This is a genomic window from Nostoc sp. NMS4 (genome assembly GCF_017115095.1).
In the GTDB taxonomy this organism is placed as follows: domain Bacteria; phylum Cyanobacteriota; class Cyanobacteriia; order Cyanobacteriales; family Nostocaceae; genus Nostoc.
Window position 1 is genome coordinate 16,453 of the sequence record NZ_JABXKI010000219.1, and the last position, 21,598, is coordinate 38,050.

Sequence of the window (21,598 nt, forward strand, 5' to 3'; positions counted from 1 at the left end):
AGAAGTATCTTAACATGCTTTGAGTCTCAATCATTGGTCAATAGTCATTTGTGATTTCCGCCTCATCTGATGCTGATTCAGATGAGTTGAGCCAGTGACCAAATTCTGCGACAAAGCGATCGCTTAATATTGCTTCTCTAATTTTTTGCGTAAAGCGAATTAGTTCGGTAATGTTGTGAATGCTCAACAACGTATAAGCCAAAATTTCCTGCGATCGCACCAAATGAGATATATAAGCACGGCTAAAATTTTGACAAGTGTAACACGGGCAAGTTTCATCTAATGGCGTAAAATCTTCACGAAACTTAGCATTTTTTAAATTCCAGCGTCCGCCTCGGACTATCGCTGTACCATGTCTCGCCCAGCGAGTGGGAATTACGCAATCAAATAAATCTATACCGGATGCAATAGCGATCGCCATTTCCCGATAAGTACCCACACCCATCAAGTAACGCGGCTTATCGGGGGGTAGAAGCGGTGCTGTGACTTTGACAATTTCAGCCATCATTTCTGGCGGTTCTCCCACACTTACGCCACCAATGGCATATCCGGGCAAATCCAACTTAGCCAAAGCTTCTGCCGCACGGCAACGCAAATCCAAATACACGCCCCCTTGCACAATCCCAAACAACGCTTGCTCACTGCGTTGATGAGCCGCCATGCAGCGTTCTAACCAGCGATAAGTCCGTTCAGTTGCAGTTTCTACCTCTTGGCGAGTCGCTGGGTAGGGCGGACACTCATCAAAGGCCATAATCACATCAGCCCCCAAAGTATTTTGAATCTCAATGGATAGCTCTGGTGTTAAGTTAATAATTCGTCCATCATGGGGTGAGCGAAAAGTCACACCTTCTTCAGTAATTTTTCGCATCTCGCTTAAGCTGAAGACCTGAAACCCACCCGAATCTGTGAGCATTGGGCCGTTCCAACCCATAAATTTATGCAATCCACCACCCCCAGCCACGATCGCTTCTCCTGGTTGTAGGTGAAGATGATAAGTATTGGATAAAATCATTTGCGCCCCAGTATCTCGTAGCTGGGCTGGGGTAATAGTTTTGACATTTGCCAGCGTTCCTACTGGCATAAATCTGGGGGTTTCTACAAAACCGTGAGGGGTGAAAAACACTCCTGCTCTAGCTTTTGTCTGACTACAGCAAGCAAGACATTGAAAAGAAAAATTCGCACTCATGCCATTTTGGATTTTAGACTTGTCGTGAGCGTTCAGTAGAACGATTTTAGATTTTGGATTGTGAAACGCTAATTGATGAAGAGTTTCAGAAATCCATAACCAGCAGCCATAAAACCAAATGGTATTAGGGCAAAATTAATATTATTTTGGCTAAGGGACTTCTAACAAATAAATTATCCAATCTTGTGGGGTGGACATCTTGTCCGCCCATAGCCAAGGGCGGACAAGATGTCCACCCCACAAGAAGTAGTTGAGTATTTTTTTATTTGGAGTTCCCTAAATTATGGACAAACATTAAAACTGGTAATTGAGGTTTAGCGAACACTTAAGCATTCACGACTAACCTAGTTACCAACTTTACGAGTATATACTGCAATAATTGTTATTTAAAAAGAATCAGAACAGTCATCGTCAATTTCAGCATCCCACCGGGCTGAGAGTACTTGTTCCATCATCGCTTCTATGGCGCTGACATTGAAACTTCGCTCTCGTCGCTCTTGTAGAGGAGTTGAGCGGGGAATCAACCGCAGACACACTCCTTCTTGCATCAAATCGAAGTAGGTTTCTTGTTGGGATGACTGTTTGAGTTCCAAGTAATCAAAACTACAAACATTGAGATACAACGCTCGGTTAGCCACTAAGGTAGACCTTTGTGGATTGGCAAAAACTTCCATCACATCCCCTTCACCCTCGCTCAGTACCTTATCTTCTTGGGTGTAGATGTAGTGGACTCGACCTAAATCTGCCAGCAATCGCCGGATGTCGAGCTTATTCACAATGATGCCCGTGTTAATAATGCACGGAGCTGGTATCCTGGTGTCGGGTAGATGGTGACTCATAGGAAAATTGCGATTGAGCTAAGGAAAGCGACAACATAGCTAAACTGTCATAATTGAATAGCTTGTTTACTCCCTACATTTAAAAAAATATCAATTTTATGGGGCAATCGTCTAATAATTTGGAGTAAGTTTTTAGTTAACGAATACAAAACACAAATTTTGCTCCCTGATGGAATTTTAATGTTCCTAAACCACTCGTTTTTTTGTATAAAAGTTACCCGCAATTATTTATTTACCACTTAGAACAGCATAACAAAATTTTCGAGGAGAATATCTGATAGAAGTAAATCTTATCTAAAGTTTTAAAGTCTGGTCATGTCGGTTGTACCGAAATCAAGGCTATTATTCAGCAGTTTACCAAAAATTAATGTAATTCAGATGAAGAAACAGCAACAGTGGTGGAAAAAGCTGCTGTTAAAGCTGGCAGCTAGTATTATATTTTACACCAGTATTCCACTACCGTATTTGAACGGATTGGACTTTCGAGAGGTGGCGCGTCTTGCTTCCCTTGTCGGGGTGATAATTGGGGGAATTTTAGGTTTATTAGATACGGGGATGAATTATATTGGTATGCCCGTGCTAACTCGTAGTGCTTTGGTAGTAAGTATTTGGATTGCGCTCACTGGAGGATTGCACTTAGATGGGGCAATGGATACTGCCGATGGTTTGGCAGTGGGCGACCCAAATCGGCGATTAGAGGTGATGGCAGATAGTGCTACAGGAGCCTTTGGAGCAATGGCTGCGATCGCCTTGGTAATACTGAAAATAACCGCCTTAACGGATATGCCAGAAAACCGTTGGTTATTACTGATGGCTGCTTGTGGCTGGGGACGTTGGGGACAGCAAGTAGCGATCGCTCGATATCCTTATCTGAAAGCAACTGGTAAAGGCGCATTTCACAAACAAGCCATTCGTTCTTACAAAGATTTGTTACCAGGATTGTTGTTGTTGTTTAGTTTGAGTGGTTTACTTTGGCTGATAGATAAACAGCAGCTATTTCTCGCACTGGCGATGATAGTTGTTGGAAGTGCGATCGCCATTTTAACTGGCGCATGGTTCAACCACAAACTAGGCGGACACACCGGAGATACTTATGGCGCAGTCGTTGAGTGGACTGAAGCCTTGTTTCTCTGCGTATTGACAGCTCTGTGAAGTTAGGAGTGAGGAGTGAAAAATCCTAACTCCTAACTCTTAACTCCTAACTCAGCACTCAGCACTCAGCACTCAGCACTCAGCACTCATTTAATCGGTTGCAACTTTGTCACTTTGAGTTTAAAAGCCCCAACCCCAGTTTCCCCAAAAGACCGGACACGAATAACATAATTCCCTGTCTCTACGATGCGAGTAAATAGTAAGGAATTGCTACTACCATCAGGGCCATCATCATTTTCCGCCAGAGTTGAACCATCAGGTGCTAGCAGTGTGATGATGCTGTCAAAGTTTTCCGATGATAAGTCAACTGCTAAATTATCGCCCTTCTGCAACTTCACAGTGTAATCACGGGCAAACCCACCTTGTCCTGTGGGAATATCTTTGTCTGAAAGGCGATCGTCAATTTCAGTACTGTTAGATAAAGGAATTGGACTATACAATTTATTTTGAGCAAAAGCTGCACTTGTACTTATGCCTATTGCCAGCAATGTGGCAGGAATGATGATGAGTTGTTTTAAACCTGCCGCAAAAACTTTATTCATACATTTCAAGCAATTTTTCTACAAAAATAGGGTAATTCGGTCAATTTATGCACTTATCTGTCAAAGGTTGCCCATTCTTGATTTATCCGTCTTTGACAGCAGTGGCTACAGCTACTAATCCTAAGACCACAATTCCATACTGACGTAGTGTTTGCACAGCAGACCTGGCAGTAGCACCAGTAGTATAAATGTCGTCCACTAACAGCACTGGGACATTTGGAGGATGATGGCGAAATTCTTGCCCAATAGCAAAAGCTTTGTCCAAGTTTTTTTCTCGTTTAGATACAGACAAACCAAACTGCGCTTCAGTTTCTCGCACTCTTGCTAAACCGTTTAGTTTCAATTTTAATCCAGTTATTTCGCAGAAGCTTTGTGCGATCAGTGCGGCTTGATTGTATTTACGTAGTTTTTGTTTGCTAGCGTGGAGTGGGATGGGAACTACTACAGGCCGGCTATCTCGCCTCGGTGAATTTAACAACCATGCTTCTCCTAACCATTGACCCAAAGGACGAGCTATTTGGGGTTGATTTTCGTATTTCATTGCTGCGATCGCTCGTTTCACCGGGCCACCATATTCCCCCCAGCCAAACACTGGTATCGGCTCTTGCCATAGAGAAATCGGGTCTTTACGTTGACATTTTTGCAGTTGTCTGGTGCAGTTCTGACAAAATTCTTGGGAAGTTGCGCGTTGACATAGAGGGCAATGGGATTGGAGAAAAAGATTGAGTAAGCCTGTGAGATTTTTAATCCAAGTGTGCATTTAAGGCTGGTTGAGGAATTTAACATAGACGCGATCGCACCTTGTTGTTTCTACTCCCGTGGCTGGAGTGTAGCCGTTACTTTCATACAGCTTGACTGCTTCCACCAGAACACTGGCGGTTTCAATCCAAATTTGTTGAAAACCACGTTTGGCGATCGCTGCTTCTAGCTGTTGTAACAAATATTTCCCTAATCCTAAACCCCTGATGCTGGGCAAAAGATACATTTTGCGGATTTCGACAGCTTTTTCGCCCCGGTGTATGGGGTAGTATGCTCCAGTACCTACTAACTGACTTTGGTGTTCAATTACCCAAAACTCTCCCCCAGTAGCTAAATAACATTCCTCTACTCGCAGTACATCTCGGTCAGCACCCTTTGGTTCCCAACCCAGACCGTATTCAGATAATACATAACTGATGACTTCGGCGGCTCTGGTGCGATCGCTTTTCACCCAATCACGAATTAAAAAATCTTGATAAGAGTTTTTCATTACCATTTGCTGGTCAAGTTTACACAGAAAAATTTTCCGCATTCTATATCCCAATTTACCCAGCAAATAGCAATTCTTGCAGAGTCCATTTCTGGCTGTACTCTCAAGACGTGAATTCTGCCAGTGCTGAGAAAAGTCATCTTGATAAATATCTCTAATTCATCAAGTTTTCCAACTTCTGGAATTGCATCTTCGTCTTGGTGCATCCGAAAGTTTTTATCCCAGATTGAAGCAAGAAAGAATTACACTTCGCGCAGCGTCTCGCAGAGAAGTATAATTCTTTCTTTAAACGTGGCTCTAAACCCTGCAACTTTAGTTTTAATTGATACTCCTAACTCTTGCCTTTTTGTAAGCAGTTGCTTGGGGGGGAAAATGGTTGGCTGGGATTAGCATCAGCGCCGAACGCCTAACGAAATCCACCCGATATGTACAGCGTTTCGCCGGTGATCCATGATGAATCGGAGGACGCGAGGAAGACGACAGCAGGTGCGATGTCCTCTGGCTGTCCAATGCGGCCCAGAGGCGTTTGTGCTTCAGTCCGTTCGCGGCCTTCTGCGGTTATTCCTGCTGTGTTTGTACCCTCGGTTTCCACCAAACCAGGATTGATGGAATTGACACGGATATTGCGTGAACCTAGTTCTTTGGCTAACGACTTCGTGACGGCATCGACTGCCGCTTTGGTGGCGCTATAGACAGAGGCATTGGGGGGCGTAAGGGTGCTAACGATCGAACTGATATTGATGATGCTGCCGCCCGCCGCTCCGAAGTGCTTGACTCCCTGTTGTGAGGTGAGAATTAATCCCAGCACATTCAGATTGAAATGCTTGTGGAAATGCTCTTCGGTGATGTCTTCGATTGGGGAAAATTCATAAATTCCGGCATTGTTGACCAAAATATCTAGCTTACCGAATACCTGCTGTGTCTCTGCAAAAAGATGTTCGATCTCTGCCTTTTTTGCAACATTTGCCTGTACTGCGATCGCCTTACCACCCTTGCTAACGATCTCGGCGACAACGCGATCGGCCCCTTCTTTACTAGATGAATAGTTGACGACAACTGCTGCACCTTCGGCTGCAAGATGTTTGGCAATAGAGGCACCAATTCCTTTGGATGCACCTGTAACAACTGCAATTTTTCCTTCTAGCTTTTTCATGATTATGAGTGCTGTAGTTATTGAGTTTGAAACAGTCCTCCAAAACGGGTGGCGAAAAAACGAGAATGCACCCGTTCGGATCTTCGACATTGATGTTTTAGATCGGTGGCTTGGTGTCACCCCTTCAGGAACGACAGCAGGTCTGCGTTCAGCCTGTCTGCATGAGTATTAGTGAGACCGTGCGGTGCGCCCTCGTAGACTTCTAAACGGGCATTCTTCACAATCTTGGCTGAAGCCAGCCCCGCAGCTTTGATTGGCACGATCTGGTCATCGTCACCGTGGATAATTAGGGTCGGCACATCGAATCGTTTGAGATCCTCGGTGAAGTCGGTTTCAGAGAATGCTTTGATGCAGTCGAGTGCATTCTTGTGTCCTGATTGCAGCCCCTGGAACCAGAAAGAGTCGATTATGCCTTGCGAGACTTTAGCACCTGGACGGTTGAAACCAAAGAACGGGCCGCTAGCGAGATCCTTATATAACTGCGAGCGATCGCCGAGGGAACCAGCACGGAGGTTGTCGAAGACCTCGATCGGCAGTCCGTCAGGATTAGACTCCGTTTTCAGCATCAACGGCGGGACTGAGGAAATCAGCCCTGCTTTGGCTACTCGTGCTGTGCCGTGGCGACCGATATAGCGGGCGACTTCACCGCCACCCGTAGAGAAGCCGATTAGAGTAATACCATTCAAGTCAAGCGTTTCGATCAGCGTGGCGAGGTCTTCGGCATAGGTATCCATCTCGTTACCATTCCAGGGCTGGCTCGATCTGCCATGACCACGGCGATCGTGGGTGATGACGCGATAGCTGTGCGATGCCAGGAATAGCGCCTGGATTTCCCAGCTATCAGCGTTCAGAGGCCAGCCGTGCGAGAGGATGACTGTCAGACCCGTTCCCCAGTCCTTGTAGTATATCTGCGTACCGTCTTTGGTAGTGATTGTACTCATGTGACTCCTATTTTGCTTCACTGCGTTTCGATCGCAATGACAAATTCTGTTTTTACACATTGGGGATGCTCCCCTTTGTTTACCTTCTCATGTTTGTGGTAGGTTAGTTTACAAAATGCTGTAGTGAAGAGTTTTTAGAGTTATTTAATTAATAGTGAATAATATTGGTTTCTCTATCGGCGAGTCGGAAAATACCTCAAAGCCTTGTGTATTCAACCTTGGTGGGGATGTCGCCAAACACCCTTTTTATGTTGTGGTAGCGATCGCTAATGTATAGCTGGTAATAATTAGACCTCTTGTGGAAAGATATTGCCAAATCTGACTTTTCACAGTATTTGGAAAACCTCTATATTCAATAATCGATCGCAACAGAATTTAATAAATAAGAGGGTAAAGGGTAAAAGATTGATAATAGTTGCCCACCATCGGAGCAATAGCTTTTTAACCTTCCCCCTTTGCCCCTTACCGTTCCTGATAAATAACTGATGATACATTTCCCGCTCCTGCCTTCTTAGATTAGGGCAATGTCGCTTCAGAAATGCTCAAAGTGTTGTTAGCATCAGTTTTCGAGGACTCATTTGCTGGAGGGGATGCAGTTATCTCCCCAGTGGCGCTGTCGTTTGTCTCCCTATTAGGACGCAAGGCACTTAAAGCAGTCTTAATCACAACAGCTGTGGGTACTGCCACAATTACACCCAACAGTCCGCCAATTCTTGCCCCTGTTAAGACCGAAATTAAAATCCAAACTGGATTTAAACCAGTAAAACTGCCTAAAATTCGGGGAGCAATTAAGTTTTCGAGAATTTGCTGGACAATTACTGCTGCTATCAACACTCTCACACCCATTGAAAAATCTTGTAAGGCTACCAATAATGTAGTCAGGGCGATACCTACAGAACCGCCAAAGGGGACGAGAGCCATCAGGCCAATAGTTAGACCGAATAGCAGCCCAAATGGTACTTTCAGCCATAAAAAGGTAGGAATTAGGGCTGAAGCCATACAGGTAGATAAAATCAACTGGGTGATGAAGAAATTTTGGAAGCTAAGGCGGACTGTTTTGGAGAAAGGATCGCGAAATTTATTAGGTAGCCATTCCACTAAACTTTCCCAGAGTTCACCCCCATGCTGTAAAAGATAAAAAGTCAAAACTATTGTCAAGAGAATATCTAGCAGACTAGTGACTGTGAGTACAGCCAGATTTAAAACTTGTCCGGCGATCGCTTGTAATTGTCCTTTGACGCGATCGTTGATTTGCACCACCAAAGCATCAAGGTTAATCGGTAAGCTAAAAGCCTCAGCTTTTTCGTTTAATATCATCAACTGAGAGCGTCCAGAGTCGATTAACTCTGGTAAACGCGCCACCAGTTGTTGAGCTTGGGTAAGAGCCAGGGGAAAAAGTGTCACACCCAACGCCAATAAAATCGATAAAGCCAAGAGAAATACTAAAATAGCAACCTGCTCTCTCTTAGCACCATGATGCTCCATCCAGCTCACGGGGTAGTTGAGCAGAAATGCTAGCACTGAGGCTCCGACTAAAATGACTATGAGAGAATGGAAATAATTGAAAAATACCGAAATTGCCCAACCATTGATAACTAGTAGCGGAGCAAATAGCGCGATCGCCCCGATTCGCGCTATTGGAGTGAATGTTTGCCACCAGTCGAGTAGCTTACGTGTCTGCATTTTGAGCTGATTGCGGGATAGAACTAAATGAAATTTTTCTTTACAGCTTATTATCTCTAACTATATGAGTCTTATTCATCCTTCTAGTTTAGGAGTTAGACTAACCCCAATGAAGAATTTTGAACAAAAAGAGAATGGAGGCTGGGGAGTGGGGGAGCAGGGGAGCAGAGGGGCAGAGGAACAAGGGGGACAAGGGGGACAAGGGGGAATTCTTGAACAAGTCTCTCCCTTGTCTCCCCCCTCTTCCTTGTCTACCTTGTCTCTTCTTCATGCCCAAAACACAATGCCCAAAACACAATTGATTTTACATTTAGTTCCGATTGTCGGCTTTTTTCCATCCTTGTGGACGCTCTATCGGGGCCAGGGTAGTCGGGAACAACTTGCTATTAGTCGTCTGTCTATTACTTTGGCACTTACTTGGCTGTTAAGTTATCTATTATTAGCTACCGGAGCAGCAACTTCAGATTTTTTTCCGCTACGTCTATTTATCCTCAATAGCTTTCTCACGTCGGGTTACTTTTTAGTAAGTGTTTGGTTGATTTTGCGCCTAATGCAAGGGAAATCTGGTCGTTTACCAGGGTTTAGTAATTTAGCTGAACGAGTGCTTGGCAAGTATTTATCTTAAGTTTTTAGGGTGATAATTTGTCGGTGTTTTTACTGATTTTTTGAAATTTTCTGGCTTATTTATCTATATATCTAGTCAAATCCAGTTTATTATTGCCATACTTCAGTAAAACATCTCCAGGTTGTCCCAAAAAAGAATAAATGCTGCTATAAGTGTTGTGGTTGACACTACATTAAAAAAGTTAGCATCGATAATTAAGAGTTAGCTATTATGGGTTGATTTGTTTGGGTGTTTTTAGTCTGCAAAATTACTGAATTTGATTAGTGAGTAAGTGTGAGGAAGTCTGTGACCATTCAAAGAAGTTCGGCGGAAGAAAACCAGTCGGGAAAAGCCTCAAAGTCCAGTAGAAAAATTTCCCAGAACTCGACATCAGGACGTTGGTTGTGGTTTTGGGTAGGTATGAGTGGTATTGCGATGGTATCAGCTACTGCGGGGGCGCTTTTGGCTGTGTCTTTGACTAGTACGCCTTTGCAACAAGCCCAGCTAACTCCAAAGGATGAGGCGGCCTTTGATAGCGATCGCATTTCTGGAGGTGTGCTGCGATTTTCAGAATTAACTCGCCCGGTAAATCTCTTGGTGATGGGAATGAGTGTACTTCCCCCAGATATCCAAAACCCTCCTGAAGATACCAAAAATCTCAAATATCTACCCCAAGTCAACTCCTTTGATGGTCTTTCTGATGTGATGCTCTTGGTCAAATTCGATCCAGAGACTAAAAAAATAAATATGCTCTCCATCCCCAGAGACACCCGCACAGAAATAGAGGGTCATGGAGTGAAAAAAATTAATGCTGCCAATGTTGACGGTGGTCCGGCTTTGACTGCCAGAACTGTCAGTAATCTCTTAGGTGGGGCGGGAATCGATCGCTATATCCGAATTAACGTTTTGGGAGTTGCCAAGCTCATTGATGCCTTGGGTGGCGTAACAGTCTATGTCCCCAAAAATATGAAATACCAAGATGATTCTCAACATTTGTACATCAATTTGAAGGCGGGTAAGCAGCATCTTAACGGCGATCAAGCATTACAATTGCTGCGTTTTCGCCATGACGAACTCGGTGATATTGGTCGGATTCAGCGCCAGCAAATGGTGATTCGCGCTTTGATGGATCAAACACTCAACCCGGCTACTGTTGCTCAATTACCTAAAGTTCTTGATGTCGTCAAGGAACACATTGATACTAACTTGACGGTTGAAGAGTTAGTGGCGCTTATGGGTTTTGGGGTGCGGACAAATCGCTCTAATATGCAAATGTTAATGCTGCCAGGTCGCTTTAGCGAGAAAGGCGAGTTTGATGCTAGCTATTGGTTGCCCAACAAAAATGGTATTGCCAAACTGATGGCTCAACACTTTGGTTTGGACTCAGAACAAGAACAACTGGCGACTACGACGACCGATCCCCATTCTTTGCGTGTAGCAATTCAAGATAGCACAGGTGGCGATCGCTCTAACCTCCAACCGTTAATTAGAGCCTTGGAAAAATCTGGATATCGCAACGTTTATATAGCCAAGGCATGGGGTGAACCTCTAGATGTAACTCATATTGTCGCCCAACAAGGAGATGGTGACAGTGCCGAGTCAATCCGTAATACTTTGGGATTTGGAGAAGTGCGGGTGGAAAGCACCGGCAATCTTGGCTCGGATGTCAGTATCCAAGTAGGTAAAGATTGGTTGCAACAAAAGTCTATTTTGGAGAAGTCGGGGACGAAATAATTCGTAATTAATTACACTGGTAGAAATGGTGCTGAGAGCGAATTTACTACCTGGCTGAGTTCTTGGAGTTTAGCTGCTACTACACCATTAGTTAATAATTCTTCTGCTTTAGCTAAACCCTCTGCTATATCTTGACAAATACCACTCCGCCATAAATAAAATCCGCCATTCCACAAGGCTGTTTGCATTAGTTCACCTGGTTTACCTGCCAAAACCTCTTGAATATCTGCCACCAGTTCTTCAGTAGTTCCAAGGGGTACGTTCTTGGTCGTAAAGCCGTAATCACGCGGTACGAGGTGCAATCGTTCTACCTCTTGGGATGCTTCGGATGAAGATAAGCTGATGATTGCAGTGCGATCGCGCGGTAAGTCGCAACTCCCTTCTAATCCTTTAACTAATGTAAATTTTGTTACTCCCCGCAGTCCTAGAGCTATCTTAAACATTCCTTCTGTTGGCGGATGGACAAACCCAGCAATTATATGAGCATCGCCCGCATAAGGACACCAAATTAGCTCCATTGTCGCTAAGGGCGGACGTTTGCCAAGCTGGTCGCGGTATTCCCAAAGACTTGTAGTTAAGGGGAAATGCTGAGGTAGATAAATAAAACCGATTGCCGTTTGCTCAAATACTTGTTGGGCTTTTGCTAGTGGTAGGGTAGTCCAATCGACTCCTAAACCTTGCCAAATATCAATCAGGGGTAAGCCGTACTTAGTTGGTAGGCGATCGCTACCATGCATGATCACTGGTTGTCCCACTGCGGCGAGTAGTAAAGCTGTTACGGGACTAATTGGTGCTGTGCGCGTTCGGCCATCATAAGGGATGCCAAAAGCGATCGCTGGTCGCCGAGAGGCTATTGGTTGCAGTTTTGGGCCTAGTTCCTCATAAGCATCCAACATTCCGGCTAACTCTTCTCCGGTAGGACGCTTGATTCGATGAGCAATTAAAAACGCTCCGATTTGGGCTGGTGTAGCTTCACCCAGCAGCATCATTTTAGTAGCAGTGGCGGCTTGGGTACGAGTTAAATTCTCGGCTGTGTGGTTTCCACTACCTACTTTTTGCAGGAATTCCCGAAATACATTGCTCATTTTTCCTTTGTCCTCTGTCCACCGTCATTTGTCTATTGTCCTTTGTCTTTCGTGATAACCGAAAATGACTAATGACCGAATTTTAGATTTAAGAAGATAAAAATGAGTCGTCAACAGCAGGTTTACTATAGCAATCCTAAATGAGATTGTGAAAATTTTTGTTATGGTCATCCTTGGTCATTTGTCCTACCTTGCGGTCAGCCCTTCGGGTGACGCTCCTAACGTCGCTAACGCTACGCTAACAGCAGTCGCTCATGGGGGAAACCTCCAAGACCGCGCTGCTTCACCTCTGGCGCGTCATTAGTCAATTTGTGATTACAAAGGACAAATGACAAATGACAAATGACTGCCAACAGAGCTAAATGGATTTCAATTTTCTGTGCCTACTTAAAAATCACGAAATTCCTTGCCGTGCCATACCCGTAAGACAAATATAGTATCTGACTCACGCAGGTAACGAACTACGTGCTTCCCGGCGATCAGCTCACGCACATTTTCTAGCTCCGGGACAGGACGGCCTATGTCTGGATAAAGTACAAGTTTTCCTATAGTCTGCCTAAGCCTTAGTGACACTCGCTCTGCTGTCTGCGGATTGTTTTGAGCAATGAACTCTCTTAGCCGTACTAAGTCCTGCACCGCACTTAGAGAGAACTGAAATTTCATATCTTCGGTGCAGTAGCTTCATCGGCAGTTCCCCAGGTTTCAAGCCACTTCATAACTGACTCACCGGAAACAACCCTTTGTGCTTCAATGTCAGCGATCGCCTCTTGTGTCTCTTCGAGCATCCTAAGCTTTTGCTCCTCCCGTGCAATGTACTGCCGTAGAGCATCGTTGATTATCCAGCCTTTCGTCCGTTGCAGTTTCGTTGCGGTCACTTCGAGCTTATCTTCAAGCTCATCATCGAGCCTGAAACTTGTGGTACTCATACCTTTATCTCAAATAATGCGTTATACTGCATTGTATTATAACGGGGAAATTGCCAGATTAAAAGAGTGAAGATTACTCAAGACCAGGACTTACGCAACTGGCACAGCGCGATCGGCACTTATTTTATAAAATCAGCTTTCTACTACACAATATATACAGTGAAATTAACTAGGTTGTCCTGACCAAATCGCAGGGAATCACCGTTTAACAGGCGATATTGCATACCAGGAGTTAGAGGATTGTTGTTTAAATAAATACCATTTGTACTCATGTCAACAATCATATAGGAATTTTGCGACCAGTCCCAATCGACTCGCGCATGACGACGAGAGACTATTCCTTCACTGGGAATGCCGGTTAGGTCGATTTCTGGCGGCGCTATTCCTGGACTCTGGCTGCGACGACCAATATAACCTCCTTCCCCAATGAGGTGAAATTCTCTGCCGGTGCTATGAATCAGCTTTAAGAGAGGCGCTCTTTGAGGCGGGGGAGTATAAACAGGCGGTGTTGGTTGATAGGAAACTCTTGGCTGATAGACTGTTGAATAATCAACGGGAGCTTGTTGGGGAACTTGGTAGTTAGGTTGTTCTGTTGCTGGGCGTTGATACTGGACAGGTGGTTGTTGATTGGGTGGTTGTTGATTGGGCGGTTCTGGTGTAGGAGCAACTACATTACCCACAGGAGTGGAACACCAGGGACAAACCTTAGCATTGTTAGGTAGGGCGCGGTTAAAATATTCGCAACTGGGATTAGGGCACCGATTTGCAGGCATAGGAATTTATATCATCAGGCATAGGTTGTAAAGCTACAAGACCTACTTTACTAAGTAAACATTGACCCTGACGAGTAGTTAACATCTGGGCAAATGTAGAGCCACCAGGCAGGTGGCTGCTGTCTTTAGGGTACACTACAAAAATAGGGTATCCCAAGGGGTAGCTTTGGAAAGTGGTGACATCAACATAATAATCATCATGTTGACACAAGTCATCTGAGGGATTTATTGAGCGCCGATCGCGTCTTTGAAACAGAGGTTGAATGGCTGACTTTTGATCATCTGCGATCGCTAGCGGATAGCCAGTACACTGACTCGAAGTTTTACTGATAATCCCAAAACTGATAATACCAGTGGTTCGCCCTTCTAAAGTCTCACTGCGTATCAAATTTTGAGTTTTTGTTGTATCAAGTTTAGTAACTTTTGCTGCAAATAAAGCTTCGTCTTGAGGGGAATTTTTCAGAACTATTTCTTGAAATTTACTGATTGCTTCTGGTTCAGTTGGGGCAAAAGGTTTCACGGGTAAATTTGGAAGTTTAGGACTAATCTGCTGCCAATTAGTAATTTTACCTGTGTAAATTTGACGCAATTGCTCAAAATTGATTTGTCCCCCAAGAGCATTAGCAAGATTTGAGTCTCTTTTATTAAATGCGACAAAAACAATTAACCCATCATAAGCAATTGGTTTTTTCGCAAGTTTATCTGTGATGTTGTCTACCAAACTAGTAATTGCAAAATCTTTTTTGTTTGTTTGGACTTCTTCGAGACTTTTAATCGGATTATTTACATTAGATGACAAAACAGATTTATAATCAAATGTTGCTGTTGCATCTGACTTTGGTCTGGTCAATAAGTCTCCTAAACGATTGTTGTCTACAGATTGCGTCAAAACAAAACTCCATGTACTATTTTTTTCTCCTGTATAAGTAAATTGTCCAGAAGGGACGTTGGAGACTTCTGAGAAATTCCGTACAAGTCTAGACCATTGGATATATTGATTAGGATTATCTGTTTTCCTGCCCCAAAACCAATACCAAATTCCGCCGCCAAGTAGTAATAATGCCAAAATTCCTAACAAAATTAAGGGCATTGGCAAAGACTTTTTTATTTCTTGAGAACCTGGCAAACCCACTGAACTTGAACTATTGCCACGATCTTCTTTAGGAAGTTCTAGCAATGCTTGACGAGCCGCTTCTGCACTCTCAAAAGGACTTTCTAGCCCAATTAAACGATAAATAAACTGTTTTAAATTGCTATCGTTATCCGGCCATTGTTCATTATCTCTAGGGTCGAGAGGCTGGTTAGATAAAAAATTAGTTGTCCGTCCTACCCATAAAGAAAAGGCTAGCAATCCTAATGATTCTAAATCTTGCTCAGGTTTGGCGGGAGCAGGTTGAGCAATACTTGGTGGAATAAATAAGTTTTCCCAGATAGCTAAATCACAAAAGTATATAGAAAAATTTTGATTATTTTCTACCTTAATTAAAGTGCTATCTAAACTGATGTTGCCGTGAGTTATACCCAGTTGCGTTTGATTGGAGGGAAAACGCAGCTTTTGAGTATGGAGAAACTGGAGAGTTTGTAAACCTTGATTAAGTACCTCACGCACATCAGCAGATGTCATTGCTCCCTTTTCTATGAGATACTTACCTAAAGTTTGGGATGACTCTATGCCTTGAGTAATTAGATAACAGCGTTCTCCTTTTGCATCTGCGATCGCTTCTTTAGTTTCGACAAGACGGAAGTTTTGGATTCGACTATCAGCTAAACTTACTCCACCCACCCGTTTAAAAGTCTCTTTCCGTTTTTGAGTCTCGGTTTCATTAAAACAACGATTGGGTAGCAGATATTCTTTGATAATTACAGGCTGTTTGTCCTTAAGTTGAACACCTGAGTATAAACGGCCTAAACCGCGCACACCGACAAAACTAGCTATTTTATAAGTCCCCTGACTTCCTTTAATCTCACCCTCCGCCGGTAAAGTTGCTGGAAAACCACATTCCAAGCAAAATTTAGCGCCCTTAATTTGCTGCGCCGTTTGAAAAGGGCGATCGCAACTTAAGGGAGAATTATACGAGCAGGGGTATTTTTGATAAAAAGATTCAAATGAAGCCATATACAAACAGTTTCGTGAATTGCGCCAATTACTTCCGTCGCACTCAAGGGTGGACTAATCCTAACTTGAGAGCAACTATAATCGCTTGAGCCCGGCTAGTAACTTTCAATTTTTCAAAAATACTGGTGAGATGCGCCTTAACAGTAGCAACTGTTACATATAAATGTTTAGCGATTTTTTCATTAGAATCACCTTGAGTTAACCTGTATAAAACTTCTTGCTCTCTTTCGGTTAAATGCACCTCATGACAGGCTTTCACACAAGAATCTGAATAAGTCTGAAAAAACCGGAAAAATCGACTAGCAACTTCTGAAGGTAGATAAATTTCCGACCTAGTTACAGTGTCAATAGCTTCACAAAGTTGTGTTGCTACACGATTTTTAAACACATAACCTGCGGCTCCCCCCTGCATCGCTCTAAAAATCCAGTCGTCTTCTTGATGAGCCGACAATACTAAAACCTTGCCAGTGTAACCAGCTTCTTTAAGACGTGTCAAAACTGTAATTCCATCACATCCTTTCAATTGCATATCCAGCAAAATTAAATCTGGACATTTCTGGGTTGTAAACTTCAAAACCTGCTCAACAGAATCTGCATCACCCATCACTTCTAAAGGTAATGCAGAATTAATACTATAAAAATTCAGGAGAGTATGTAACCCTTTACGAAAGCGTTCTTCGTCATCTACCAACAAAACTGAAAGTTTTTTGCGATCGTTAATCATTTTACAAATTACAAATTACAAATTACGAATTAATTTCCGCTCCTCGATCGAGGTAAAATTATAGAAAATTGCGCCCCCTTTTCTGAGAATACTTGCGCCCAAATACTTCCTTGATGATCTAGAATAATTTTTTTAGCAATAGTTAAACCCAGTCCTGTGCCTCCTTTCCGCCGTGAATAAAATGGGGTAAATACTTTTTGTAAATCCTCTTGAGATAATCCTGGCCCTTGATCGGAGATTTTAATTAAAACTTCATCTTGGAAAATTTGCCAGCTACAGGTAATTGTTCCTGCATTCGGACTGAAATGAACGGCATTACTGAGGATATTATCAAAAACTTGTTTCATTTGTAATTTATCTATCTTCAGTAATGTTGATGTATCTGGAATCAAGATTTTAAGTTTTTTCTGATTAATTAGAGGTTGTAAATTTTTCATACTTTCAACCACTAAACTTCTTAAATCTTGAAGTGTTACCCTTAATTTTGCGCTTTGTCCGCAATCAATCAGTTCGTTTAAATTAGTATCTAAATTTTGTATGCTTTCACCGATAATTGTTGCTTGTTCTCGCCAAATGCTATCTTCTAAACCTAAGTAGAGATTATGTGCATACAATCCTATAAGTCCTAGAGCGTTACGCAATTGATGACCTACTCGATGCAGGATATCTTCTAGGAGTTGAATTTCAGTTTTTTGTCTTCCATAGTCTGAGTAAATATCTACATACTTACTCAGTAGCATAGCAGAGCGTTTTACGTATAATTGCAAACTCTCTGAGAGAGGTTCATTAGTGATGATTTGAATGTATTCAGGTTTTTGATTTCTATAACCTATAGCGCAAATGTAGGAAATTGATGAAAAGTCCTTAAGTCTAAATTCATGTAAAGTCAAAGTAGGCGGAAAATCTGTAAGCCATACTTCCGATCGCAAATAGGCTAACGTTTTTCGGGAAAAAGGAACTTGAGCTTCACCGTAATGTATAACTTCCTGATGATTTTTCAGCAAATAATCATGATAGACGATACGAGCGAAAAAAATTGGATATTGACTAGTTAACTGCTCAGACTCAAGCCGACAAAAGCTTTGAATATCTGAAGAGTTCAAATAATTAGAGCCATTTTCTAGTTTTTGTACAGAAAAGCCTAGTGTCATAGTTTCACTCGCTTTTTGCAACCAAATATTTTTACTCTTGTCCTGGACAGTATAAAATTAGGCAGTCTCAGGAATGTTTATCTTTTTGTTAAGTTATCTTTATCAACTAGTTAAGACAATATAAACAATTATTAAGTTTACATTCAAAACTGCATTTAATTTCCCTAAGCATATACAGGTATATAGTACCTATTCTTTGCAACACCTGGATAAATCTGTTTGTAGTGAGCGCTTTAGCGTTCAAACCAAGGACAAAAGTCCTGACTACAAACTTATTCATCCATCGGAGTTGGGCTGGCGCTCTAGGGCGCACTTTCTGAGCCAGACCACAATAAAAATATCGTGCGTCTAACTAAGAGATACTCAAGAGTAATCTACAAACTCAAGTTACTACTTTTCGGATTGTTTGAAAAGCTAATATTCTCCAGCCTTCTGAATCATGATTCTGAGAGAGTGGCAGATAAGGGGAATAATCAATGCCTAATAAATACTTCTCTACGAACGCTATTCGCGCTCGTAGACAGAGGCTGTGCGGTTCCTGAGCGTAGTCCCGCAGGGAAGGGGAGTACAAGTGCCCCATTCTCAATCCAAAAATATCGACAAAAGTCTAATTAACTTTAGAAGACTGATACATATACTCTAGACTCATCTGGATTAGCTACCAGCAGAACACCTTCATGCTTATCTTCGTTCTTCAAACTTTAGCCGACATTCTCGCTGGAGGAACCTCACTTACCAGTACAGAGCAAATTGACTTTAGCCATCCTGGTAATCGGAGGGAAGAGGGAGCTGGGCCGACTCTCAATTTATATATTTATGATATTCGTGAGAGTAGGCACTTTCAACAGGCTGGAAGGCAAACTGAACGTAACATTACACGCCATAATCAACCTGGTACTGTAAATTGGGCACCGAGTTGGTTTGATGTTTCGCTGTTATTAACAGCCTGGGATAGGACGACTTTAGGTGAGCATCACTTCCTGAGTGAAGCATTGACCGTACTTATACGTCATCGAGCTTTGAAGGAGGAGTTTTTAGTTCCTGAATTGCGGGGTTATGGTAGTTTGCCTATGATGGTTGGACTACAGCCGGCACTTGAGCCTATCAGCATCTGGAGCGCTCTTGGTATGCCTTTGCGTTCAGCTTTATACTTAACAGTAAGTGTGCCGCTTCATACGCAACCTATTACAACACCTGTAATTTGGGAACGAATTTTAAACCTGCAAAATATAATAATGGATGGGAATGGTACCAACCCAGTTATGACTAGGCGCGTAGTAATTGCAGGTGTTGTCAAGAGTGCGACAACAAATCTCCCACTGCTGGCGACCAAAGTTACTCTACTGAGAAGTAAAAAATTCATGGAAAGCAACAAAGAAGGACTGTTCTTTTTTGAAAACCTTGAAGTAGGTAACTATGTTTTAAATCTAAATTGTCCTGGCTATTTACCCAAGAATGTTAATGCATTGGTAGATGACCAAAGTCATACCTTCAAAGAAATATTTCTAACTCCTGAATAATTAAGTTTTTACTGATTTGGAGAGATTTTCATGGCTAGACTTGATTACTTTGCTCCTGGTGTCTATATTGAAGAATTTGACCGAGGGAGCCGACCAATTGAAGGTGTTAGCACGGCAGTTGCTGGGTTTGTAGGCTTTACAGAAGATGTTCGAGATGATGCTGAGATATTTAAGCCAATGTTGGTGACTAATTGGACGCAATATCTCAACTATTTTGCCCGTCCTAATTCTGATGGTTTCACCGACTTCAACGCCTACTTACCCTTTGCAGTCTATGGCTACTTTATGAATGGTGGCGGTCGCTGCTGGATTACAAGCATTGGTACTCAATTACCAGGCGCACCCAAACCCGCGACTCCAGAACCTACCACCTTAAGAATCAACTCTCGTGGCAATCGTGCAGCCCTTCGGTTTACTTTGCGCCCTGAGCAAGCAGTAGGCGGATTAGTAAATATCTTAATTATTGATGGTTCCCCTCGTGCCCTACCTGAAGGCACTGAAGGAGAAGCTCCTCCAAATACAGGTGAGTATTTCACAATTCAAATTCGTCGGGGAGATGAGCTTCTAGAGCAATACGAGAATTTGACGATGAACCGCGATCCTAATAGTCAAATCGCAACTTATGCGCTGGCGGCATTGAGAAATTCTATGTATGTCAGTGTAGAAGACATTACTCAAAGCGGACAGCCTTTAACTCGCCGTCCCGTTAATGGTCAGTACGAACTAGCACCTCCAATTATTGCCACCTCGCTGGATAGATTTTCACGAGATATAGAAGGGGTAAGAGACGATCGCACTGGTGTACGCGGTATTTTTGAAGTTGATGAAATCACAATGCTGGCTTGCCCTGATTTACTGCGGGCTTATCAAGAACAAGTGCTGAACTTGGATCAAGTCCACGGAATCTTGGAGCTGATGATCAGCATGTGCGAGGGTTCTGCCAGTGGTGAGATACCTAATCCACCCAACCGGATGGTTGTAATTGATGCACCACCTGATGCTGTTAAGCCCCAACAAGTGGTGGATTGGTTGAATAGATTTAACCGTCGTTCGATGTTTGCAGCCCTTTATTACCCTTGGATTAAAGTTCCTAACCCACGCGATCGCGGCAATCCCATTCTAGTACCTCCTTGTGGTCATGTGATGGGTGTTTGGGCCCGCACCGACGAAACCAGAGGTGTTTATAAAGCTCCTGCAAATGAAGTACCCAGAGGCGTAATTGGTTTAGGTTATGACACCAATTTCCGCGAGCAGGAACTATTGAACCCCCTTGGAATCAATTGCATTCGCAGTTTTCCGAACCGAGGTATCCGCATTTGGGGCGCACGAACTTTAGTTGAGCCAGATAAAACAGAGTGGCGTTATATCAGCGTGCGTCGGTTGATTAGTTATATAGAAAAATCAATTGAATTGGGCACTCAATGGGTAGTTTTTGAACCGAACGATCAAGATTTGTGGGCGCGTGTCAGACGTACTGTCAGTAACTTTTTAGAGCGTATTTGGCGTGAGGGTGCTTTATTTGGAGATTCACCACAAAAGGCATTTTATGTTAAATGCGATGCAGAGTTGAATCCACCAGAAAGTATAATTTTAGGTCGTTTGTATGTCGAAATAGGTGTTTGCCCGGTTAGACCAGCAGAGTTTGTGATCTTCCGTGTCAGTCAATGGAATGCACTTGATGAGCAGGAATAACTGATTTAGTTATTAGTCCTTTGTCTTTTGTAAACACCAATCACAAATGACAACTTAGTATTTTCTGCAATTTTTCCACACTATTAATTTATTAGGAGATGAGATATGGCTTCGGAATTTCTAGTTGCTTCTGTCTTCTATTTTGAAGCAGATGGTATCACCGATAAATTTGTTGTATCAGTCGCCGGATTGGGAGCAAAAAATAATGCCACCAAAGGCGTTAGAGGCTCAGGAAAAAGTGGTAAGGTAATACGTCAAAATCTTCCTGGACAGGCGGAATATAATAATGTCACAATTACCATGAATTACGATGGTGACGAGACTCTGCACAATTGGTATAAAGCTTGTAGTTTAGATGGGCAACCCCGTCAATGGGATGACAATCGGAAAGCAGTTTCAGTTGTTGGTTATACCCAAGATAAGTCAACTGAAGTAATCCGTTATAATCTGAAAAACTGCTTTCCCGAATCATATACAGGTCCAGAATTCGATGTGACAAAAAATGATCCGTCAACAGAGAAGGTTGAA

24 protein-coding genes are annotated in these 21,598 nt (G+C 42.9%); 8 read left to right on the forward strand and 16 right to left on the reverse strand.

Features of this window, described 5'->3' with window-relative positions:
• Window positions 1-37 precede the first annotated feature (37 nt).
• Together tgt and HWQ37_RS18940 are read right to left on the reverse strand one after the other, a co-directional pair.
• On the reverse strand, window positions 38-1,186 hold the full coding sequence (gene tgt / locus HWQ37_RS18935; RefSeq protein ID WP_292749624.1) for a tRNA guanosine(34) transglycosylase Tgt: 1,149 nt from the start codon (window positions 1,184-1,186) through the stop codon (window positions 38-40).
• Between the two features lie 386 nt (window positions 1,187-1,572).
• A complete protein-coding gene (locus HWQ37_RS18940) occupies window positions 1,573-2,025 on the reverse strand; it encodes a hypothetical protein (RefSeq protein WP_094347994.1) in 453 nt (150 codons plus the stop codon).
• A 378-nt stretch (window positions 2,026-2,403) separates the two neighbouring features.
• Here HWQ37_RS18940 and cobS point away from each other — a divergent pair, with 378 nt between their 5' ends.
• Window positions 2,404-3,177, forward strand: a complete 774-nt coding sequence (gene cobS / locus HWQ37_RS18945) for an adenosylcobinamide-GDP ribazoletransferase (protein ID WP_292749626.1) — start codon at window positions 2,404-2,406, stop codon at window positions 3,175-3,177.
• Window positions 3,178-3,263: 86 nt separating this feature from the next.
• Here the strand turns inward: cobS and HWQ37_RS18950 are convergent, their stop codons facing one another.
• The 6 genes from HWQ37_RS18950 to HWQ37_RS18975 form a co-directional block, all read right to left on the reverse strand.
• On the reverse strand, window positions 3,264-3,719 hold the full coding sequence (locus HWQ37_RS18950) for a PPC domain-containing protein (RefSeq protein ID WP_292749628.1): 456 nt from the start codon (window positions 3,717-3,719) through the stop codon (window positions 3,264-3,266).
• A gap of 82 nt (window positions 3,720-3,801) precedes the next feature.
• Complete coding sequence (locus HWQ37_RS18955) at window positions 3,802-4,479, reverse strand: ComF family protein (protein ID WP_292749630.1); 678 nt, start codon at window positions 4,477-4,479, stop codon at window positions 3,802-3,804.
• Window positions 4,480-4,968 carry a GNAT family N-acetyltransferase gene (locus tag HWQ37_RS18960; RefSeq protein ID WP_292749632.1) on the reverse strand — a complete coding sequence of 163 codons (489 nt, stop codon included), beginning with the start codon at window positions 4,966-4,968 and terminating at the stop codon, window positions 4,480-4,482.
• On the reverse strand, window positions 4,968-5,174 hold the full coding sequence (locus tag HWQ37_RS18965) for a hypothetical protein (protein WP_292749634.1): 207 nt from the start codon (window positions 5,172-5,174) through the stop codon (window positions 4,968-4,970). Before HWQ37_RS18965 ends, HWQ37_RS18960 begins: the two co-directional genes overlap by 1 nt.
• Before the next feature lie 200 nt (window positions 5,175-5,374).
• Window positions 5,375-6,121: an SDR family NAD(P)-dependent oxidoreductase gene (locus HWQ37_RS18970; RefSeq protein ID WP_292749636.1), complete on the reverse strand. Its 747-nt coding sequence runs from the start codon at window positions 6,119-6,121 to the stop codon at window positions 5,375-5,377.
• 116 nt (window positions 6,122-6,237) lie between these two features.
• Window positions 6,238-7,062 carry an alpha/beta fold hydrolase gene (locus HWQ37_RS18975; protein WP_292749638.1) on the reverse strand — a complete coding sequence of 275 codons (825 nt, stop codon included), beginning with the start codon at window positions 7,060-7,062 and terminating at the stop codon, window positions 6,238-6,240.
• A 154-nt stretch (window positions 7,063-7,216) separates the two neighbouring features.
• Between HWQ37_RS18975 and HWQ37_RS18980 the strand changes: the two genes are divergently transcribed.
• Window positions 7,217-7,339, forward strand: a complete 123-nt coding sequence (locus tag HWQ37_RS18980) for a hypothetical protein (RefSeq protein WP_292749640.1) — start codon at window positions 7,217-7,219, stop codon at window positions 7,337-7,339.
• A 239-nt stretch (window positions 7,340-7,578) separates the two neighbouring features.
• Here the strand turns inward: HWQ37_RS18980 and HWQ37_RS18985 are convergent, their stop codons facing one another.
• Window positions 7,579-8,745: an AI-2E family transporter gene (locus tag HWQ37_RS18985; protein WP_292749642.1), complete on the reverse strand. Its 1,167-nt coding sequence runs from the start codon at window positions 8,743-8,745 to the stop codon at window positions 7,579-7,581.
• Between the two features lie 283 nt (window positions 8,746-9,028).
• Here HWQ37_RS18985 and HWQ37_RS18990 point away from each other — a divergent pair, with 283 nt between their 5' ends.
• Complete coding sequence (locus tag HWQ37_RS18990; protein WP_292749689.1) at window positions 9,029-9,370, forward strand: hypothetical protein; 342 nt, start codon at window positions 9,029-9,031, stop codon at window positions 9,368-9,370.
• Between the two features lie 285 nt (window positions 9,371-9,655).
• Window positions 9,656-11,083, forward strand: coding sequence for an LCP family protein (locus HWQ37_RS18995; RefSeq protein WP_292749643.1), 1,428 nt, complete (start codon window positions 9,656-9,658; stop codon window positions 11,081-11,083).
• 11 nt (window positions 11,084-11,094) lie between these two features.
• Here HWQ37_RS18995 and HWQ37_RS19000 read toward each other — a convergent pair whose 3' ends face one another.
• Window positions 11,095-12,168: an anthranilate phosphoribosyltransferase family protein gene (locus HWQ37_RS19000; protein ID WP_292749645.1), complete on the reverse strand. Its 1,074-nt coding sequence runs from the start codon at window positions 12,166-12,168 to the stop codon at window positions 11,095-11,097.
• 148 nt (window positions 12,169-12,316) lie between these two features.
• On the opposite strand from HWQ37_RS19000, the gene HWQ37_RS19005 reads away from it, so the two are divergent.
• Complete coding sequence (locus HWQ37_RS19005) at window positions 12,317-12,472, forward strand: hypothetical protein (protein ID WP_292749647.1); 156 nt, start codon at window positions 12,317-12,319, stop codon at window positions 12,470-12,472.
• A gap of 83 nt (window positions 12,473-12,555) precedes the next feature.
• Here HWQ37_RS19005 and HWQ37_RS19010 read toward each other — a convergent pair whose 3' ends face one another.
• The 6 genes from HWQ37_RS19010 to HWQ37_RS19035 form a co-directional block, all read right to left on the reverse strand.
• On the reverse strand, window positions 12,556-12,831 hold the full coding sequence (locus HWQ37_RS19010) for a type II toxin-antitoxin system RelE/ParE family toxin (protein ID WP_292749649.1): 276 nt from the start codon (window positions 12,829-12,831) through the stop codon (window positions 12,556-12,558).
• Window positions 12,828-13,094 carry a CopG family ribbon-helix-helix protein gene (locus HWQ37_RS19015; RefSeq protein WP_292749651.1) on the reverse strand — a complete coding sequence of 89 codons (267 nt, stop codon included), beginning with the start codon at window positions 13,092-13,094 and terminating at the stop codon, window positions 12,828-12,830. Before HWQ37_RS19015 ends, HWQ37_RS19010 begins: the two co-directional genes overlap by 4 nt.
• 143 nt (window positions 13,095-13,237) lie before the next feature.
• Window positions 13,238-13,867, reverse strand: coding sequence for an FHA domain-containing protein (locus tag HWQ37_RS19020; RefSeq protein ID WP_292749653.1), 630 nt, complete (start codon window positions 13,865-13,867; stop codon window positions 13,238-13,240).
• Entirely contained in the window at window positions 13,845-15,983 is a 2,139-nt protein-coding gene (locus HWQ37_RS19025; protein ID WP_292749655.1) for a substrate-binding domain-containing protein, read from the reverse strand. Before HWQ37_RS19025 ends, HWQ37_RS19020 begins: the two co-directional genes overlap by 23 nt.
• A gap of 43 nt (window positions 15,984-16,026) precedes the next feature.
• Window positions 16,027-16,707, reverse strand: coding sequence for a response regulator (locus HWQ37_RS19030; RefSeq protein WP_292749657.1), 681 nt, complete (start codon window positions 16,705-16,707; stop codon window positions 16,027-16,029).
• A gap of 29 nt (window positions 16,708-16,736) precedes the next feature.
• Window positions 16,737-17,858 (reverse strand): sensor histidine kinase, encoded by a 1,122-nt coding sequence (locus HWQ37_RS19035; RefSeq protein ID WP_292749659.1) that lies wholly within the window; start codon window positions 17,856-17,858, stop codon window positions 16,737-16,739.
• Window positions 17,859-18,535: 677 nt separating this feature from the next.
• Here HWQ37_RS19035 and HWQ37_RS19040 point away from each other — a divergent pair.
• The 3 genes from HWQ37_RS19040 to HWQ37_RS19050 all read left to right on the forward strand — a co-directional run.
• Window positions 18,536-19,378 carry a Pvc16 family protein gene (locus HWQ37_RS19040; RefSeq protein WP_292749661.1) on the forward strand — a complete coding sequence of 281 codons (843 nt, stop codon included), beginning with the start codon at window positions 18,536-18,538 and terminating at the stop codon, window positions 19,376-19,378.
• A gap of 30 nt (window positions 19,379-19,408) precedes the next feature.
• Window positions 19,409-21,070 (forward strand): phage tail sheath family protein, encoded by a 1,662-nt coding sequence (locus tag HWQ37_RS19045; protein ID WP_292749662.1) that lies wholly within the window; start codon window positions 19,409-19,411, stop codon window positions 21,068-21,070.
• Between the two features lie 105 nt (window positions 21,071-21,175).
• A partial coding sequence (locus HWQ37_RS19050) for a phage tail protein (RefSeq protein WP_292749664.1) occupies window positions 21,176-21,598 on the forward strand: 423 nt, incomplete at its 3' end.

What these genes read in the sequence shown, in the direction of transcription:
- tgt (WP_292749624.1), bottom strand. Translation starts at nt 1,186, where the DNA reads ATGAGTGCGAATTTTTCTTTTCAATGTCTTGCTTGCTGTAGTCAGACA.
- HWQ37_RS18940 (WP_094347994.1), bottom strand. Translation starts at nt 2,025, where the DNA reads ATGAGTCACCATCTACCCGACACCAGGATACCAGCTCCGTGCATTATT.
- cobS (WP_292749626.1), top strand. Translation starts at nt 2,404, where the DNA reads ATGAAGAAACAGCAACAGTGGTGGAAAAAGCTGCTGTTAAAGCTGGCA.
- HWQ37_RS18950 (WP_292749628.1), bottom strand. Translation starts at nt 3,719, where the DNA reads ATGAATAAAGTTTTTGCGGCAGGTTTAAAACAACTCATCATCATTCCT.
- HWQ37_RS18955 (WP_292749630.1), bottom strand. Translation starts at nt 4,479, where the DNA reads ATGCACACTTGGATTAAAAATCTCACAGGCTTACTCAATCTTTTTCTC.
- HWQ37_RS18960 (WP_292749632.1), bottom strand. Translation starts at nt 4,968, where the DNA reads ATGAAAAACTCTTATCAAGATTTTTTAATTCGTGATTGGGTGAAAAGC.
- HWQ37_RS18965 (WP_292749634.1), bottom strand. Translation starts at nt 5,174, where the DNA reads ATGCACCAAGACGAAGATGCAATTCCAGAAGTTGGAAAACTTGATGAA.
- HWQ37_RS18970 (WP_292749636.1), bottom strand. Translation starts at nt 6,121, where the DNA reads ATGAAAAAGCTAGAAGGAAAAATTGCAGTTGTTACAGGTGCATCCAAA.
- HWQ37_RS18975 (WP_292749638.1), bottom strand. Translation starts at nt 7,062, where the DNA reads ATGAGTACAATCACTACCAAAGACGGTACGCAGATATACTACAAGGAC.
- HWQ37_RS18985 (WP_292749642.1), bottom strand. Translation starts at nt 8,745, where the DNA reads ATGCAGACACGTAAGCTACTCGACTGGTGGCAAACATTCACTCCAATA.
- HWQ37_RS18990 (WP_292749689.1), top strand. Translation starts at nt 9,029, where the DNA reads ATGCCCAAAACACAATTGATTTTACATTTAGTTCCGATTGTCGGCTTT.
- HWQ37_RS19000 (WP_292749645.1), bottom strand. Translation starts at nt 12,168, where the DNA reads ATGAGCAATGTATTTCGGGAATTCCTGCAAAAAGTAGGTAGTGGAAAC.
- HWQ37_RS19010 (WP_292749649.1), bottom strand. Translation starts at nt 12,831, where the DNA reads ATGAAATTTCAGTTCTCTCTAAGTGCGGTGCAGGACTTAGTACGGCTA.
- HWQ37_RS19015 (WP_292749651.1), bottom strand. Translation starts at nt 13,094, where the DNA reads ATGAGTACCACAAGTTTCAGGCTCGATGATGAGCTTGAAGATAAGCTC.
- HWQ37_RS19020 (WP_292749653.1), bottom strand. Translation starts at nt 13,867, where the DNA reads ATGCCTGCAAATCGGTGCCCTAATCCCAGTTGCGAATATTTTAACCGC.
- HWQ37_RS19025 (WP_292749655.1), bottom strand. Translation starts at nt 15,983, where the DNA reads ATGGCTTCATTTGAATCTTTTTATCAAAAATACCCCTGCTCGTATAAT.
- HWQ37_RS19030 (WP_292749657.1), bottom strand. Translation starts at nt 16,707, where the DNA reads ATGATTAACGATCGCAAAAAACTTTCAGTTTTGTTGGTAGATGACGAA.
- HWQ37_RS19035 (WP_292749659.1), bottom strand. Translation starts at nt 17,858, where the DNA reads ATGACACTAGGCTTTTCTGTACAAAAACTAGAAAATGGCTCTAATTAT.
- HWQ37_RS19040 (WP_292749661.1), top strand. Translation starts at nt 18,536, where the DNA reads ATGCTTATCTTCGTTCTTCAAACTTTAGCCGACATTCTCGCTGGAGGA.
- HWQ37_RS19045 (WP_292749662.1), top strand. Translation starts at nt 19,409, where the DNA reads ATGGCTAGACTTGATTACTTTGCTCCTGGTGTCTATATTGAAGAATTT.